The organism is Mesorhizobium sp. M7A.F.Ca.US.002.01.1.1 (assembly GCF_004022955.1).
Lineage (GTDB): Bacteria > Pseudomonadota > Alphaproteobacteria > Rhizobiales > Rhizobiaceae > Mesorhizobium > Mesorhizobium ciceri.
Genome location: NZ_RZQE01000104.1, coordinates 1 through 15,375 on the forward strand (window position 1 = coordinate 1; position 15,375 = coordinate 15,375).

A 15,375-nucleotide genomic window follows, 5' to 3' on the forward strand; every position below is an offset into this window, starting at 1 on the left:
GGCGAATGGGAGGTGCGATTTCGGCGGCGGGTGCTTCGGGCGTCGGCGCTGAAACTTCTTCCTTCTCCCCGTCGCTATACGGGGAGAAGGTGCCGGCAGGCGGATGAGGAGCGGCGCCGGCCTCTGAAGACGGCTGAAGAGGGGACGGCGCCGGTGTGGGCACCTCGATCGGCGCTGGTGTTTCTGCCGGAACCTCGGCCGGCGTCGGCACTTCGACTGGTGCCGGCTCCGGCCGCTTTTCCGGGCGTGACGGGACGATCTCCGGTTCGGCCGGCGCCGGCGCTGGGACTTCTTGCGGCTGCCGTTCGGGCGTGGGTTCGGGAGTCGCAGGGGTGAGCGGAACTTCCTCGGGCGCCGGCGGCTCTGGAGTCTCTGGCGCGGGCGCCGGTTCTTCTTTCGGCGCGGGCTCCGGCAGAGGTTCCGGCTCGGAGGGAACAGTCGGCTCCGGTGCTGGCGGGATGGTCGGCTCCGGCGCGGGCACCGGTTCCTCGACAGGCGCCGGTTCCGGCGCAGGAATTACCTCCGGCTCGACCGTCGGCGTCGTTTCTGCCTCGGGCCGCGGCTCATCGCGCTTCAAGAACTCCGGGACGACCTGTTCGGCCGCCGGCTTCAGCGCATCGAGTGCTTCCCATTTGATCGGCGGTAGCGGGGCGGTCTCGTCGATCCGTTCCTCGACCACCTCTTTCTTGCCGAACGAAAATATCTTCTTGAAAAAACCAGCCATGCTTTGCGTTTCTCAGGCGGCGCGGGCGGCAAGCGGCGCCGCGATCAGCCTGGTACCATCGTGGCCCGATATATCGGCCTCGACGATCTCACCCGGTGCGCCCGTGCCGAGTGCGGCAAGCGTAAAACCCTCGGTGCGGCCAAGGCCGTCTCGCTCGATCAGGATCGACTGACGCGTACCGGTGAGCAACGACAGATGCCTGACATAGGCAACTTCACCGGCGGCGCGCAGCCGGGCGGCGCGCTGCTTGACCACCTCGCGGCGGAGCTGCGGCATGCGCGCGGCAGGCGTGCCTTCGCGTGGGCTGAAGGGGAAGACGTGGAGATGGGTCAGGCCACACTCCTCGACAATTTTCTCCGAGTTCTCGAACATTTCGTCGGTCTCGGTCGGGAAGCCGGCGATGATGTCGGCGCCAAAGACGATACCGGGGCGCAGTTTGCGCACATCCTCGCAGAAGCGGATCGACTGATCGCGCAGATGCCTTCGCTTCATGCGCTTCAGGATCATGTCGTCGCCCGACTGCAGCGACAGATGCAGATGCGGCATCAACCGGGGCTCGGTGGCGATGGCGTCGAGCAAATCGTCGTCGGCCTCGATCGAATCGATCGACGACAGCCGCAGGCGCTTAACATCGGGCACCTGTTTCAGGATGGTCTTCACCAGTTTGCCGAGCTTCGGCGCGCCCGGCAGGTCGGCGCCGAATGAAGTCATGTCGACGCCGGTCAGAACGATCTCGGCATAGCCGTTGCCGGCGAGCCGCTTGACCTGCTCGACCACGGCGCCCATCGGCACCGAGCGCGAATTGCCGCGGCCGTAGGGAATGATGCAGAAGGTGCAGCGGTGGTCGCAGCCGTTCTGCACCTGGACGAAGGCGCGTGCGCGGCCCTCGATGGCGTCGACCATGTGGCCTGCGGTCTCGCGCACGGAAAAGATATCGTTGACGCGCGCCTTCTCGGTGTCGTTGACGCCGAAATCCGGCAGCGCGCGGTAGGAATTCGCGTTCAGCTTCTCTTCATTGCCAAGCACGAGATCGACCTCGTCCATGGCGGCGAATTTTTCAGGCTCGGTCTGCGCGGCGCAGCCGGTGACGATGATGCGGGCTCGCGGGTTGTCGCGGCGCGCCTTGCGGATCGCCTGCTTGGCCTGGCGCACTGCTTCGCCTGTCACGGCGCAGGTGTTGAAGATCACGGCGCCACCTTCCAACGCGCCGAGGCCCGCACTTTCAGCCTCGCGCCGCATCACCTGCGATTCATAGGTGTTGAGCCGGCAGCCGAAGGTGACGACATCGATCCCCGGGGACGCCGGGCTCTTGGGCAGAGCGGACATCAGGCCGCGCTTTCAGTGTCGCGGGCCCATGTCCCGATCGACGGGTCGAAGTTGCCGGAAAATTCCCATTCGGCGGCGCCGGTCAGGACCACGTGGTCATCGTCGCGCCATTCGACATGCAGCGTGCCGCCGCCTGGCGTCAACAGACTGACGCTGCGGCCGGTCCGGCTGGTGCGGGCCGCGGCCACCACGGCCGCGCAGGAGGCCGAACCGCAGGCCTTGGTCAGGCCGGCGCCGCGTTCCCAGGTGCGGATGATCATGGTTTCGGGCGAAGTAACCTGAGCGATGGTTATGTTGGCGCGCTCGGGGAACATCGGGTGGTTCTCGAGCAGCGGACCGAAGCGGTCGAGCTCGTAGGACCAGACGTCGTTGTCGACCCAGAAGATCGCGTGCGGGTTGCCCATCGAAACGACCGAGGGTGAATGCAGCACGGGAGCGTCGATCGGGCCGATCTGCAGCTCGATCATGCGGGTGTCGCGGAATTCCTCGGCCAGCGGGATATCCTGCCAGCCGAAGCGCGGCGTGCCCATGTCGACCGAGATCGAACCGTCGGCGTGTTCGCGCGCATTGAGGATGCCCGCCACGGTCTCGAAGGTGAAGATCTTCTGGCCGGTCTCGGCGGCGAGCGCCTGGACGACGCAGCGCATGCCATTGCCGCAGGCCTGCGCACCGGTTCCATCGGAATTCAGGATGTCGATGAAAAAGGCGGTGCCAGACGTCCTGGCGTCATGGATCGCCATGATCTGGTCGAAGCTGGTCGCGGCATCGGCGTTCAGCGCAACCGCCGCCGCCGCCGTCACCCGATCGGCACGGCCACGCATATCGGCAACGATGATCTCGTTGCCGATGCCGTTCATCTTGGCGAAAGGGGCAGTGCTGGCCATTGCTCCGAAAAATTCCGTGTCCGTTTGGCGCTATATGGCGGAAACGGGCAGGAATTACCAGTGCGCAGCCGCTTGGTCTCGGCGAAAGCGCCGGACTTACGTGACGGCGAAAATGCCCAGCACCACCAGCAGGAAGATGATCAGAACGATGCCGATAAGGATACGCGCACCGGTGGCCGCGGCACCTGCCAGTGCCGGCATGCCGAGCAAGCTCGCCGCCGCGGCGACGATCAGGAGAATGATAATCCATTTGAGCATGACAATGCCTCGCAAACCGGCAAATATTTCAACCACATGAAAACGCGGTTGCAGCGCTGGGGTTCCGTCGAACCGATGCGGATCAGGGCGCTATGTGCTCCGGCACATCCCAGACCTCGCCCGGCCGCAAGGCGCGAAAGCGCTCGCGTGGGATGCCTCGATCGTCAAGCGCCTCGGTCAATTTGCGCGCCGGCTCGTCGATCGGCTCGTCGGTGAGCTGGAAGGTGCCCCAGTGACAGCCGGCGGCATGGGCGGCGTTGCACAGCGTCATGCCTTGCACCGCTTCCCAGGGGTTCTGGTGCTGCGGCGCCATGAACCAGCGCGGCTCATAAGCGCCGATCGGCAGGATGGCGAAGCGGAAACCGCCATGTTTCTCGGCCATCCGCCGGTAGTTGATGCCATCGTGGAAGCCGGTGTCGCCGGCGAAATAGAGCTTGCCGTCAGGCGTTTCGACGACAAAGCCGGCCCAGAGCGCCATGCGCCGGTCGCGGGCGCCACGCGCCGACCAGTGATGCACCGGCTCGACATGAATGGCGGCGCCGTCGCCGATCTCGACCCTGTCGCCCCAGTCATGCGCCGACAGCCGCATGCCGGGCACGGCGGCTTCGATGATGGCGTCGTTGCCGAGCGGAGTGAGCACCAGCGGGTCGTGGCCGGCCTTCAGCCGCCTCAACGTGGCGAGGTCGAGATGGTCGTAGTGGTTGTGGCTGACCAGCACGAGGTCGATCGGCGGCAGGTCGGCAAAGGCGATGCCTGGCGCATTGATGCGTTTTGGTCCGGCGAAGGAAAGCGGCGAGGCGCGCAGCGACCACACCGGATCGGTAAGGATGTTCAGACCGGCCGTCTGGACCAGCAAGGTGGAATGGCCAACCATGGTCACTTTCAGCGCGGCGCCCTCGACCCGAGCCGTCGGTTTCGCCTGCGGAAAGGGGCTTGCATCGCTCGCCGGCCATTTCGAGCGCTGGCCATTCAACTGCCATTTCAGCAGGTCGGCGAAACGGCCGGGTGGCTGGCCGTCGGGATTGAAGAACAATGCGCCGTCGAAATGGTCGCTGGGCGGGCCGCTATAATAGCGATTGGCGGCTGTCTTTCTCGCGGCCAATTTTGCGGCTCCGGCAGGTGTTTCGTTTTCCAGACATAGGCGCTAAGGCGGCTCGCGCAAGCGTCCAACCGTCGAATGTCGGCGCTGCACTGCTTTGACCGGATCCCCAGGCGACGCGCGACAAGCGGTCAGCCGCCGCGATTGCGATAAATTTGCAACAATTCTTGCTGCAAACTGTATTTTAACCATATCGGGTTGAAATTTCGCCACCTTCTCCATCTTGGTGGGGGTGAGATTGTGCGGACGGCTTCCCCCCAGCCGGATCCGACGGAGGTTGGAATGACTTTTTCGAAAACCGGTCTGGTGGCCGTATCGCTGGCGGCGCTCGTTGCGAGCGGCTGTTCGACCTCGCGTTTCTCCTCGATGGATGACCAGCAGCCGGCACCGCTGGAGGCCGCGCCCGCCGGCAAGGTGACGGCGAACCAACTGCCGCCGCCGGCATCGCCCGGCACCACCGACCCGTCTCAATTCCCGACCGCTCCTGCGAACACGCAGGTCGCCGCGCTGCCTTCGGATGGTTCGGCGCCGGCCGGCGCTTCGGACGTGACTGCCGCCAGCGTCGCCGGTGTCTGGAACGCCAGCGTTGCGGGCCAGAGCTGCAAGGTGGCGACACCGCAGACCAAATTCGGCGCCGGCTTCCGCGCTGGGCCGCTGCATTGCCCGGCGCCGATGGACGGCGTCAAGTCGTGGAACGTCGCCGGCAAGCAGCTGACGCTCTATGACGAGAGTGGCGGTGCGCTGGCGCGGCTCTATTCCTCGGGCGGCTCGAAATTCGACGGCCAGACTTCCAACGGCCAGCCGATTTCGCTTACAAGGTAGGCTAATGCATGTCGCCCAAAAGTGGCCGCGGTTTTGGGAAAACAAAGATCTAAAGCGGGTCGTCTGAATCCGTTCAGACACGACCGCTTTAGTCCTCCGAATGCGTGTCGCGCAGAAGTGACCCCGATTTCGGGACAGCGACATGCATAAACAAATGACGTGACCGATGCATCTGCGTGACGGCCTCCAGACCCATGCGACCGTCAGGCAGCGCTACGAGCATCTGGTGGAAACCGGTACGATCGACCGCGATCCGGCGCAGGAACGGATCGTTGCGGCGCTCGACCGGCTGACCGATGAGATCTCGGCCAAGCGGCTGGCGCATAAGTCGAGCGCGCTGGGCTGGCTGTTCGCCCGCAAGCGCGAGACGCATGAGGCCGTCAAAGGCCTTTACATCCATGGCGGCGTCGGTCGCGGCAAGACCATGCTGATGGATATGTTCTTCGAGTTGCTGCCGGTGCGGCGCAAGCGCCGCGTCCACTTCAACGACTTCATGGCGGACGTGCAGGACCGTATCCAGAAGCACCGGCAGGCGCGCAAGAACGGCGATGTCAAGCAGGACGACCCGATCCCGCCGGTGGCCAAGGCCCTTGCCGAGCAAGCCTGGGTGCTGTGCTTCGACGAGTTCTCGGTCACCGACATCGCCGACGCGATGATCCTGTCCAGGTTGTTTTCGGCGCTGTTTGCCAGCGGTGTGGTGCTGGTCGCCACCTCGAATGTGGCGCCGGAAAACCTCTACAGCGACGGGCTGAACCGTCAGCTTTTCCTGCCCTTCATCGGCATACTGGAGCGGCACACACAGGTGCTGGCGCTCGATGCCGACAAGGACTACCGGCTGGAAAAGCTCGCCCGGACACCGGTCTATGTCACGCCGGCCGATGCGGCGGCGGACCAGCTACTCGACGAGGCCTGGCAAGCCATGACGCGCAACGCGCCGACCGCCGAGACATCGATTGCCCTCAAAGGGCGGCAGGTGATCGTGCCGCGTGCGGCAGGCGATGCGGCGCGGTTCTCCTTCGCCGATCTCTGCGAAAAGCCGCTTGGCGCGCGCGATTTCCTGGCGATCGCCGGGCGCTTCTCAACCATTTTCATCGACCACGTCCCGGTGCTCGGCGAAGGCAAGCGCAACGAGGCCAAACGCTTCATCCTTCTGATCGACACGCTCTACGACCATCATGTGCGGCTGGTGGTGAGCGCCGAAGCGCCGCCGCAAGCGCTTTATGCCGCCAAGCGCGGCGTGGAGGTCTTCGAGTTCGAGCGCACCGCATCGCGGCTGATCGAGATGCAAAGTCGCGACTGGCTGGAGGATTGGGCGGAGCGGCAGAAAGGGAAGCCGGCGCCAGAGGCACAGCAGGCGCAGGCCTGAATTTCCAGGGAATGCGTCGGTAGCGATCCTTTGCCCCCCTCTGTCATGCCAACGTCTACAACCCGAACCTCCTCGGCCACCCGCATCACAAGGGCGTCATTACCCGCATCCAGCCTTACGATTTCCATCTTCGTCGGTTATTTCCTCCCAAGTCGGCTTACAAACTCTGACGTTTACGTAAATCCCAAATGATCTAACCGATTGAAAACACTGACGCCAAAATAATCGTTTGAATTTTTTCCGTGCCGGGGCTATTGGGTGCGGCGAAAATTCGCGGTTCCCCGCAGCATTCCGGCCTCTTCTTCGACGCCACCATCAAGTCACCAGAGATTTGAGACGTCGTCACCGACAAAGGGAAAACATCCTCACATGGCACGCAACAAGATAGCGCTTATCGGCTCTGGCATGATCGGCGGCACGCTCGCTCACATGATCGGCCTCAAGGACCTCGGCGACGTGGTGCTGTTCGATATTGCCGAAGGTATCCCGCAGGGCAAGGGGCTCGATATCGCGCAGTCGTCGCCGGTCGATGGCTTCGACTCCAGGCTCACCGGCATCAACGACTATGCCGGCATCGAAGGCGCCGACGTCTGCATCGTCACCGCCGGCGTGCCGCGCAAGCCCGGCATGAGCCGCGACGACCTTTTGGGCATCAACCTCAAGGTCATGGAGCAGGTCGGCGCCGGGCTGAAGAAGTATGCGCCGAAGGCTTTCGTCATCTGCATTACAAACCCGCTCGACGCCATGGTCTGGGCGCTGCAGAAATTCTCAGGCCTGCCCAACAGCCACGTCGTCGGCATGGCCGGCGTGCTCGACAGCGCGCGCTTCCGCTATTTCCTGGCCGAGGAATTCAAGGTCTCGGTCGAGGACGTCACCGCCTTCGTGCTCGGCGGCCACGGCGATTCCATGGTGCCGATGATCCGCTACTCGACGGTATCGGGCATTCCGCTGCCCGACCTCATCAAGATGGGCTGGACCTCGAAGGAGAAGCTCGACCAGATCGTGCAGCGCACCCGCGACGGCGGCGCCGAGATCGTCGGCCTGCTCAAGACCGGCTCGGCCTATTACGCGCCGGCCGCTTCGGCGATCTCGATGGCCGAAGCCTATCTCAAGGACAAGAAGCGCGTGCTGCCCTGCGCGGCGTATCTCTCCGGCCAGTATGGCGTCAAGAATACCTATGTCGGCGTTCCCGTGGTCATCGGCGCCGGCGGCGTCGAGCGCATCATCGAGATCGAGCTCAACAAGAGCGAGCAGAAGATGTTCGACTCCTCCGTGGCGACGGTGCAGGGCCTGACCGAGGCCTGCGTCAAGATCGCGCCGCAACTCGCCTCCAAATGAATCTCCAGTAAGTGAACCCCCAGTCGATCCGGAGACCATCCAGATGAACATCCATGAGTATCAGGGCAAGGCACTGCTGAAGTCGTTCGGCGCGCCGGTGGCCGAAGGCGTGCCGGTGTTCAAGGCGAGCGAAGCGGAAGCCGCCGCCAAGGCGCTGCCGGGCCCGCTCTATGTGGTGAAGAGCCAGATCCATGCCGGCGGCCGCGGCAAGGGCAAATTCACCGAGCTCGGCCCGGACGCCAAGGGCGGCGTGCGGCTGGCGAAATCGGTGGCCGATGTCGTCGCCAACGCCAACGAGATGCTGGGCAACACTCTGGTGACCAAGCAGACCGGCCCGGCCGGCAAGCAGGTCAACCGCCTCTATATCGAAGACGGCGCCGACATCGAACGCGAGCTCTATCTGTCGATCCTGGTCGACCGTTCGGTCGGCCGCATTGCCTTCGTCGTCTCGACCGAGGGCGGCATGGACATCGAGGCGGTCGCGCATGACACGCCGGAAAAGATCATCACCGTCGCCATCGACCCGGAAAAAGGTGTCACTTCAGCCGACCTGAAGGCGCTCAACGGCGCGCTCAAGCTCGACGGCGATGCGGCCAAGGACGGCGATACGCTGTTCCCGATCCTCTACAAGGCCTTCGTCGAGAAGGACATGAGCCTGCTCGAGGTCAATCCGCTGATCGTCATGAAGAACGGCCGGCTGCGCGTGCTCGACGCAAAAGTGTCGTTCGACAACAACGCGCTGTTCCGTCACCCCGACGTGCTCGAACTGCGCGACACCACCGAAGAGGACGAGAAGGAAATCGAGGCGTCGAAATACGACCTCGCCTATGTCGCGCTCGACGGCAATATCGGCTGCATGGTCAACGGCGCCGGCCTTGCCATGGCGACGATGGACATCATCAAGCTCTATGGCGCCGAACCCGCCAACTTCCTCGATGTCGGCGGCGGTGCGTCCAAGGAAAAAGTGACGGCGGCGTTCAAGATCATCACCAGGGATCCGGCGGTCAAGGGCATCCTGATCAACATCTTCGGCGGCATCATGAAGTGCGACATCATTGCCGAGGGCGTCATTGCCGCGGTCAAGGAAGTCGGCCTGGAAGTGCCGCTGGTGGTGCGCCTGGAAGGCACCAATGCCGAGCTGGGCAAGAAGATCATCAACGACAGCGGCCTGAACGTGGTGTCGGCCGACGATCTCGACGATGCAGCCAAGAAGATCGTGGCGGCGGTGAAGGGCTGATCTGGTGCCTCCGCATAAGATAAACCTGGTCGAGGCTGCGGATCAAAAGATCAAGAAGGTCTTCGATCCGCATATCGCCGGCGACGTCAACGACAGCCAGGCGAAGGTCGCCAAGTTCGGCGAGGTCTTCGATTGGCACGCGCATGACAATGAGGACGAAGCCTTCCTCGTGCTGCGTGGGCGTATTGCCATCGATTTCCGCGACGGCCCGGTCGAACTCGGCGAGGGCGATTTCATCGTCGTGCCGCGCGGCGTCGAACACCGGCCGCGCTCGCTCACCGTTGAGCCCGTGGTGCTGATGTTCGAGCCGGCAACGACGCTCAACACCGGCAACGCCAAGAGCGACCTCACCGTCGCCGACTTGAAGCGGCTCTGACCATGTTTTCCTCGATCAACGGTTTTTAGAAAAGGGCTCCCATGTCCATCCTCGTCGACAAGAACACCAAGGTGCTGGTGCAGGGCCTGACCGGCAAGACCGGCACGTTCCACACCGAACAGGCGCTGGCCTATCACGGCACGAAAATGGTCGGCGGCATCCATCCCAAGAAGGGTGGCGAGACGTGGACCGGCGCGAAGGGCGAAAGCCTGCCGATCTTCGCCACCGTCGCCGAGGGCAAGGAAAAGACCGGTGCCAATGCGTCCGTCGTCTATGTGCCGCCGGCAGGCGCCGCCGAAGCCATCCTCGAAGCGATCGAGGCCGAGATCCCGCTGATCATCTGCATCACCGAAGGCATACCGGTGATGGACATGATCAGGGTCAAGGCCAGGCTCGACCGTTCGACCTCGCGGCTGATCGGCCCGAACTGCCCGGGCGTGCTGACGCCCAACGAATGCAAGATCGGCATCATGCCCGGAAACATCTTCCGCAAGGGCTCGGTCGGCGTTGTTTCGCGGTCGGGAACGCTTACTTATGAGGCAGTGTTCCAGACCACCAATGTCGGCCTCGGCCAGACCACCGCCGTCGGCATTGGCGGCGACCCCGTCAAAGGCACCGAGTTCATCGACATGCTCGAGATGTTCCTCGCCGACGAGGAGACCAAGTCGATCATCATGATCGGCGAGATCGGCGGTTCGGCCGAGGAAGACGCCGCGCAGTTCCTCAAGGACGAAGCCAAGCGTGGCCGCAAGAAGCCGATGGCCGGCTTCATCGCCGGGCGCACGGCGCCGGCCGGCCGCACCATGGGCCACGCCGGCGCGGTCATCTCCGGCGGCAAGGGCGGCGCCGAAGACAAGATCGCGGCGATGGAATCGGCCGGGATAAAAGTTTCGCCGTCGCCGGCAAGGCTGGGCACGACCTTGGTCGAAGCGATCAAAGGGTAAGGGAATAGGGGAGTAAGGGAGTAGGGCAGTAGGGAAAATAGCAGCGGCAAAAAGCCCTGCTCCCCTATTCCCTTATTCCCCTACTCCCCTCCAAAAACAGGAGACGGAGCCGGGCTCCGCGGACAAAAATGGCAAGACAAGATCAGGCCAACGACCAATTTTCTCTCACCTCTTTCCTCTATGGCGGCAATGCCGATTACATCGACGCGCTTTACGCCGCCTATGAGGACGATCCAGCCTCGGTCAATCCCGAATGGCAGGAGTTCTTCGCCGGGCTGAAAGACGATTCCGGCGATGTGCGCAGGAACGCCAAGGGCGCCTCCTGGGCCAAGCCCTCCTGGCCGCTGCAGGCCAATGGCGAACTGGTGTCGGCGCTCGACGGCAATTGGGGCATCGTCGAGAAGACGATCGAAAAGAAGGTCAAGGACAAGGCGGTCACCAATGGCGTCGTCCTGTCCGACGCCGACGTGCACCAGGCGACGCGCGATTCGGTGCGCGCCATCATGATGATCCGCGCCTACCGCATGCGCGGCCATCTGCACGCCAATCTCGATCCGCTCGGCATCGCCAAGCCGCTCGAGGACTACAACGAGCTGTCGCCGGAAAACTACGGCTTCACCGAAGCCGATTACGACCGGCCGATCTTCCTCGACAATGTGCTGGGGCTTGAATTCGGCAGCATCCGGCAGATGCTGGAAATCCTGACCCGCACCTATTGCTCCACGCTCGGCGTCGAGTTCATGCATATTTCCGACCCTGAGGAAAAGGCCTGGATCCAGGCGCGCATCGAGGGTGCCGACAAGGAGATCACCTTCACCGCCGCCGGCAAGAAGGCGATCCTGCAGAAGCTGGTCGAGGCTGAAGGCTTCGAGCAGTTCATCGACGTCAAGTACAAGGGCACCAAGCGCTTCGGCCTCGATGGCAGTGAGGCGCTGATCCCGGCGCTGGAGCAGATCGTCAAGCGCGGCGGCCAGCTCGGCATGAAGGAAATCGTGCTCGGCATGGCGCATCGCGGCCGGCTGAACGTGCTCTCCCAGGTCATGGCCAAGCCCCACCGCGCCATCTTCCACGAGTTCAAGGGCGGCTCTGCGGCACCCGATGAGGTCGAAGGCTCGGGCGACGTCAAGTACCATCTAGGCGCCTCGTCGGACCGCGAATTCGACGGCAACAAGGTGCATCTGTCCTTGACCGCCAACCCCTCGCATCTGGAAATCGTCGATCCGGTGGTGATGGGCAAGGCGCGCGCCAAGCAGGATTATCTGTTCGGCCGCAGCCGCGAGGAAATCGTGCCGCTGGAAGAGCGCGCCAAGGTGCTGCCGCTCTTGCTGCATGGCGATGCCGCCTTCGCCGGTCAGGGCGTGATCGCCGAGATCCTCGGCCTGTCCGGCCTGCGCGGCCACCGCGTCGCCGGCACGCTGCATTTCATCATCAACAACCAGATTGGTTTCACCACCAACCCGCGCTTTTCGCGCTCCTCGCCCTATCCGTCCGACGTCGCCAAGATGATCGAAGCACCGATCTTCCACGTCAATGGCGACGACCCGGAAGCCGTGGTGCACGCCACCAAGGTGGCGATCGAGTTTCGCATGAAGTTTTTCAAGCCTGTTGTGGTCGATATGTTCTGCTATCGCCGCTTCGGCCACAATGAGGGCGACGAACCGGCCTTCACCCAGCCGATCATGTACCGCAACATCCGCAACCACAAGACGACGGTGCAGATCTATGGCGACCGGCTGATCGCCGAGGGTCACCTCACCCAGGCCGAGCTCGACCAGTTGAAAGCCGACTGGCGGGCGCATCTGGAATCCGAATGGGAAGTCGGCCAGCACTACAAGCCCAACAAGGCTGACTGGCTCGACGGCGCCTGGTCGGGCCTGCGCACTGCCGACAACCAGGACGAACAGCGGCGCGGCAAGACCGCCGTGCCGGTCAAGACACTGAAGGAAATCGGCAGGAAGCTGACCGAGGTGCCGAAGGATTTCGAGGCGCACAAGACGATCATCCGTTTCCTCGAAAACCGCCGCCAGGCGATCGAGTCCGGCGAAGGCATCGACTGGTCGACGGCCGAGGCGCTGGCCTTTGGCGCGATCCTGCTCGACGGCAATCCGATCCGCCTGTCGGGGCAGGATTCCGAACGCGGCACCTTCTCGCAGCGCCATTCCGTGCTCTACGACCAGCGCGACGAGACCCGCTACATCCCGCTCAACAATCTGTCGGCGGCTCAGGCCGGCTATGAAGTCATCAACTCGATGCTGTCGGAAGAGGCGGTTCTGGGCTTCGAATATGGCTATAGCCTGGCCGAGCCCAAGGCGCTGACCTTGTGGGAAGCGCAGTTCGGCGACTTCGCCAACGGCGCCCAGGTGGTGTTCGACCAGTTCATCTCGTCAGGCGAACGCAAGTGGCTCAGAATGTCGGGCCTCGTCTGCCTGTTGCCGCATGGCTATGAAGGCCAGGGTCCGGAACATTCCTCGGCCCGGCTCGAACGCTTCCTGCAGCTTTGCGCCGAAGACAACATGCAAGTCGCCAACTGCACCACGCCGGCCAACTACTTCCACATATTGCGCCGGCAGCTGAAGCGCGACTTCCGCAAGCCGCTGATTCTGATGACGCCGAAGTCGCTGCTGCGCCACAAGCGGGCGGTGTCGACGCTGCCGGAAATTTCGGGCGAAAGCTCGTTCCACCGGTTGCTGTGGGACGATGCGCAGCTGCTTTCCGGACAAGCGATCAAGCTGGTCAAGGATTCCAAGATCCGCCGCGTCGTGCTGTGTTCGGGCAAGGTCTATTACGACCTCTATGAGGAGCGCGAAAAGCGCGGCATCAACGACATCTATCTGCTGCGCGTCGAGCAGCTTTACCCGTTCCCGGCCAAGGCGCTGATCACCGAACTGTCGCGGTTCCGCAATGCCGAGATGGTGTGGTGCCAGGAGGAGCCCAAGAACATGGGCGCCTGGTCGTTCATCGACCCGTATCTGGAATGGGTGCTGGCGCATATCGACGCCAAGCATCAGCGGGTGCGCTACACCGGCCGTCCGGCCGCCGCTTCGCCGGCGACCGGACTGATGTCGAAGCATCTCGCCCAACTCGCCGCCTTGCTCGAAGACGCGCTTGGTGAATAGAGAAGATCTGGGCGAACAACAGAACCGAAAGAAAACGGACAGGCACAATGGCTACCGAAATCCGCGTTCCCACTCTCGGCGAATCCGTCACTGAAGCGACCGTCGGCAAATGGTTCAAGAAGGTTGGCGATACAATCGCCGCCGATGAACCGCTGGTCGAGCTCGAGACCGACAAGGTGACGGTGGAGGTGCCTGCCGCCGCCGCCGGCACGCTGGGTGAGATCACCGTCAAGGAAGGCGAGACGGTCGGTGTCGGCGCGCTGCTGGGGTCGATTTCGGCAGGCGGCGCGGCTCCCGCCACGAAGCCGCAAGCGGTGTCGCAGGCCTCGTCGCCGGATGCGGCATCGACCGGCAAGCAGGCCGCGGCCGAGACCGCCAAGATCGCCGGCGATGCCGGCCCGGTCGAGCCGCGCACCATGCCACCGGCACCGGCCGCGGCGAAACTGATCGCCGAAAGCAATCTCTCGGTCGACCAGATCTCCGGTTCGGGAAAGCGCGGCCAGGTGCTGAAAGGTGACGTGCTCGACGCCATCTCCAAGGGCGCGCCGTCGCAGCCGGCCGAGACGCCGAAAGCAGCACCGGCACCGGTTGCCGTGCGGGCGCCGTCCTCGGGCGACGATGCATCGCGCGAGGAGCGCGTGCGCATGACCAAATTGCGCCAGACCATCGCGCGCCGCCTCAAGGAAGCGCAGTCGACCGCAGCCATGCTGACCACCTTCAACGAGGTCGACATGTCAGCGGTGATGGCGCTGCGCACCAAATACAAGGACGTGTTCGAGAAGAAGCACGGCGTGAAGCTCGGCTTCATGGGCTTCTTCACCAAGGCCGTCACGCACGCGTTGAAGGAAATCCCCTCGGTCAATGCCGAGATCGACGGCACCGATATCATCTTCAAGAACTATGCCCATATCGGCGTCGCCGTCGGCACTGAAAAGGGCCTCGTCGTGCCGGTGGTGCGCAATGCCGACCAGATGTCGATCGCCGAGATCGAGAAGGACATCGGCCGGCTGGGTATCGCCGCGCGTGACGGAAAGCTGTCGGTCGCCGACATGCAGGGCGGCACGTTTACGATTTCGAACGGCGGCGTTTACGGGTCGCTGATGTCGACCCCGATCCTCAACGCGCCGCAGTCGGGCATTCTGGGCATGCACAAGATCCAGGACCGGCCTGTCGTGGTCGGCGGCCAGATCGTCATCCGGCCGATGATGTACCTGGCGCTCAGCTACGATCACCGTATCGTCGACGGCAAGGAAGCGGTGACGTTCCTGGTGCGCGTCAAGGAAAGCTTGGAGGATCCGGAACGGCTGGTGCTTGATCTCTGAGGTCTGGTGCTGATCCGGCTGTTGGAATGTGTGCCGGAGGAAGGGATCTGCGCGGCAGAATGACGACCCGTTCCCTTAGCCTTTCCAAGGTGCTTTCGATCGCATCGATCGCGGCCGGCATGGTGCTGGCCGCTGCCGGCGCCCATGCCGCCTGCCCGATAGAACTCGCTGTCTATGGCGACGCCCAGAGCGGCAGCGAGATCGATTTCACGCCGACCGGCACCTCGGCGACCGTCACCAACAGCTTCCGGATGATCCTCGACAACAATGTGGTGCTTAACGGCATCGTCATGTGGAATGAAGGCGTATCGCGGCCGAACGGCGCGCTGATGCACAAATGCCCCGAGGGCGACGTCACCGGCGAGGAGCTTGCCGCCTGCACGCCCTGGCACGGCGTCATCTACACGGCGGATGAAAACGGCAACATCGGACTGCTGCCGGCTGAAGGCGTCGAAGCGCCGAAGACGCTGATCCTGCCGGACCTCGGGCCGGCGTTGCGCCAATCCAGCGCCTATGGCGGCAGCGGATTTTCGAAAGTGCCGTGGGATGTGTTTGCCTTGAAG

The 15,375-nt window shown here is 63.5% G+C and carries 13 protein-coding genes and 1 pseudogene; 9 read left to right on the forward strand and 5 right to left on the reverse strand.

From position 1 onward, the window contains the following. From EN932_RS13190 to EN932_RS13210, 5 genes and pseudogenes are all read right to left on the reverse strand, one after another. Window positions 1-724, reverse strand: a pseudogene (locus tag EN932_RS13190) (signal recognition particle-docking protein FtsY); the annotation flags it as partial. Between the two features lie 12 nt (window positions 725-736). Further along, the gene (gene mtaB / locus EN932_RS13195; RefSeq protein ID WP_013528840.1) at window positions 737-2,050 is read right to left on the reverse strand and encodes a tRNA (N(6)-L-threonylcarbamoyladenosine(37)-C(2))-methylthiotransferase MtaB; all 1,314 of its coding nucleotides are present in this window, start codon (window positions 2,048-2,050) and stop codon (window positions 737-739) included. Continuing rightward, window positions 2,050-2,934 carry a diaminopimelate epimerase gene (gene dapF, locus EN932_RS13200; protein ID WP_128368862.1) on the reverse strand — a complete coding sequence of 295 codons (885 nt, stop codon included), beginning with the start codon at window positions 2,932-2,934 and terminating at the stop codon, window positions 2,050-2,052. The genes mtaB and dapF overlap by 1 nt, the downstream gene beginning before the upstream one ends. Window positions 2,935-3,030: 96 nt before the next feature. Next, a complete protein-coding gene (locus EN932_RS13205) occupies window positions 3,031-3,192 on the reverse strand; it encodes a DUF1328 family protein (RefSeq protein WP_013528842.1) in 162 nt (53 codons plus the stop codon). A gap of 82 nt (window positions 3,193-3,274) precedes the next feature. Beyond that, on the reverse strand, window positions 3,275-4,294 hold the full coding sequence (locus EN932_RS13210; protein ID WP_127369572.1) for an MBL fold metallo-hydrolase: 1,020 nt from the start codon (window positions 4,292-4,294) through the stop codon (window positions 3,275-3,277). 279 nt (window positions 4,295-4,573) lie between these two features. Here EN932_RS13210 and EN932_RS13215 point away from each other — a divergent pair, with 279 nt between their 5' ends. From EN932_RS13215 to EN932_RS13255, 9 genes are all read left to right on the forward strand, one after another. Further along, on the forward strand, window positions 4,574-5,113 hold the full coding sequence (locus EN932_RS13215) for a protease inhibitor Inh/omp19 family protein (RefSeq protein ID WP_013528844.1): 540 nt from the start codon (window positions 4,574-4,576) through the stop codon (window positions 5,111-5,113). A 166-nt stretch (window positions 5,114-5,279) separates the two neighbouring features. Then, window positions 5,280-6,479 (forward strand): cell division protein ZapE, encoded by a 1,200-nt coding sequence (zapE, locus tag EN932_RS13220; protein ID WP_013528845.1) that lies wholly within the window; start codon window positions 5,280-5,282, stop codon window positions 6,477-6,479. Window positions 6,480-6,848: 369 nt separating this feature from the next. Next, window positions 6,849-7,817, forward strand: coding sequence for a malate dehydrogenase (gene mdh, locus EN932_RS13225; protein ID WP_013528846.1), 969 nt, complete (start codon window positions 6,849-6,851; stop codon window positions 7,815-7,817). A gap of 43 nt (window positions 7,818-7,860) precedes the next feature. After that, window positions 7,861-9,054 carry an ADP-forming succinate--CoA ligase subunit beta gene (gene sucC, locus EN932_RS13230; RefSeq protein ID WP_024504973.1) on the forward strand — a complete coding sequence of 398 codons (1,194 nt, stop codon included), beginning with the start codon at window positions 7,861-7,863 and terminating at the stop codon, window positions 9,052-9,054. A gap of 4 nt (window positions 9,055-9,058) precedes the next feature. Further along, a complete protein-coding gene (locus EN932_RS13235; protein ID WP_013528848.1) occupies window positions 9,059-9,430 on the forward strand; it encodes a cupin domain-containing protein in 372 nt (123 codons plus the stop codon). 41 nt (window positions 9,431-9,471) lie between these two features. Further along, entirely contained in the window at window positions 9,472-10,374 is a 903-nt protein-coding gene (sucD, locus tag EN932_RS13240) for a succinate--CoA ligase subunit alpha (RefSeq protein WP_013528849.1), read from the forward strand. 128 nt (window positions 10,375-10,502) lie between these two features. Continuing rightward, window positions 10,503-13,490: a 2-oxoglutarate dehydrogenase E1 component gene (locus EN932_RS13245; RefSeq protein ID WP_027163286.1), complete on the forward strand. Its 2,988-nt coding sequence runs from the start codon at window positions 10,503-10,505 to the stop codon at window positions 13,488-13,490. A gap of 47 nt (window positions 13,491-13,537) precedes the next feature. After that, window positions 13,538-14,812, forward strand: coding sequence for a 2-oxoglutarate dehydrogenase complex dihydrolipoyllysine-residue succinyltransferase (gene odhB / locus EN932_RS13250; RefSeq protein WP_127384634.1), 1,275 nt, complete (start codon window positions 13,538-13,540; stop codon window positions 14,810-14,812). 59 nt (window positions 14,813-14,871) lie between these two features. After that, the coding region (locus EN932_RS13255; RefSeq protein WP_128368863.1) for a hypothetical protein at window positions 14,872-15,375 on the forward strand (504 nt) is incomplete at its 3' end.

Coding starts and splice junctions, on each gene's coding strand:
- EN932_RS13245 (WP_027163286.1), top strand. CDS start 10,503: ATGGCAAGACAAGATCAGGCCAACGACCAATTTTCTCTCACCTCTTTC.
- mtaB (WP_013528840.1), bottom strand. CDS start 2,050: ATGTCCGCTCTGCCCAAGAGCCCGGCGTCCCCGGGGATCGATGTCGTC.
- sucC (WP_024504973.1), top strand. CDS start 7,861: ATGAACATCCATGAGTATCAGGGCAAGGCACTGCTGAAGTCGTTCGGC.
- odhB (WP_127384634.1), top strand. CDS start 13,538: ATGGCTACCGAAATCCGCGTTCCCACTCTCGGCGAATCCGTCACTGAA.
- sucD (WP_013528849.1), top strand. CDS start 9,472: ATGTCCATCCTCGTCGACAAGAACACCAAGGTGCTGGTGCAGGGCCTG.
- zapE (WP_013528845.1), top strand. CDS start 5,280: ATGCATCTGCGTGACGGCCTCCAGACCCATGCGACCGTCAGGCAGCGC.
- EN932_RS13215 (WP_013528844.1), top strand. CDS start 4,574: ATGACTTTTTCGAAAACCGGTCTGGTGGCCGTATCGCTGGCGGCGCTC.
- mdh (WP_013528846.1), top strand. CDS start 6,849: ATGGCACGCAACAAGATAGCGCTTATCGGCTCTGGCATGATCGGCGGC.
- dapF (WP_128368862.1), bottom strand. CDS start 2,934: ATGGCCAGCACTGCCCCTTTCGCCAAGATGAACGGCATCGGCAACGAG.
- EN932_RS13205 (WP_013528842.1), bottom strand. CDS start 3,192: ATGCTCAAATGGATTATCATTCTCCTGATCGTCGCCGCGGCGGCGAGC.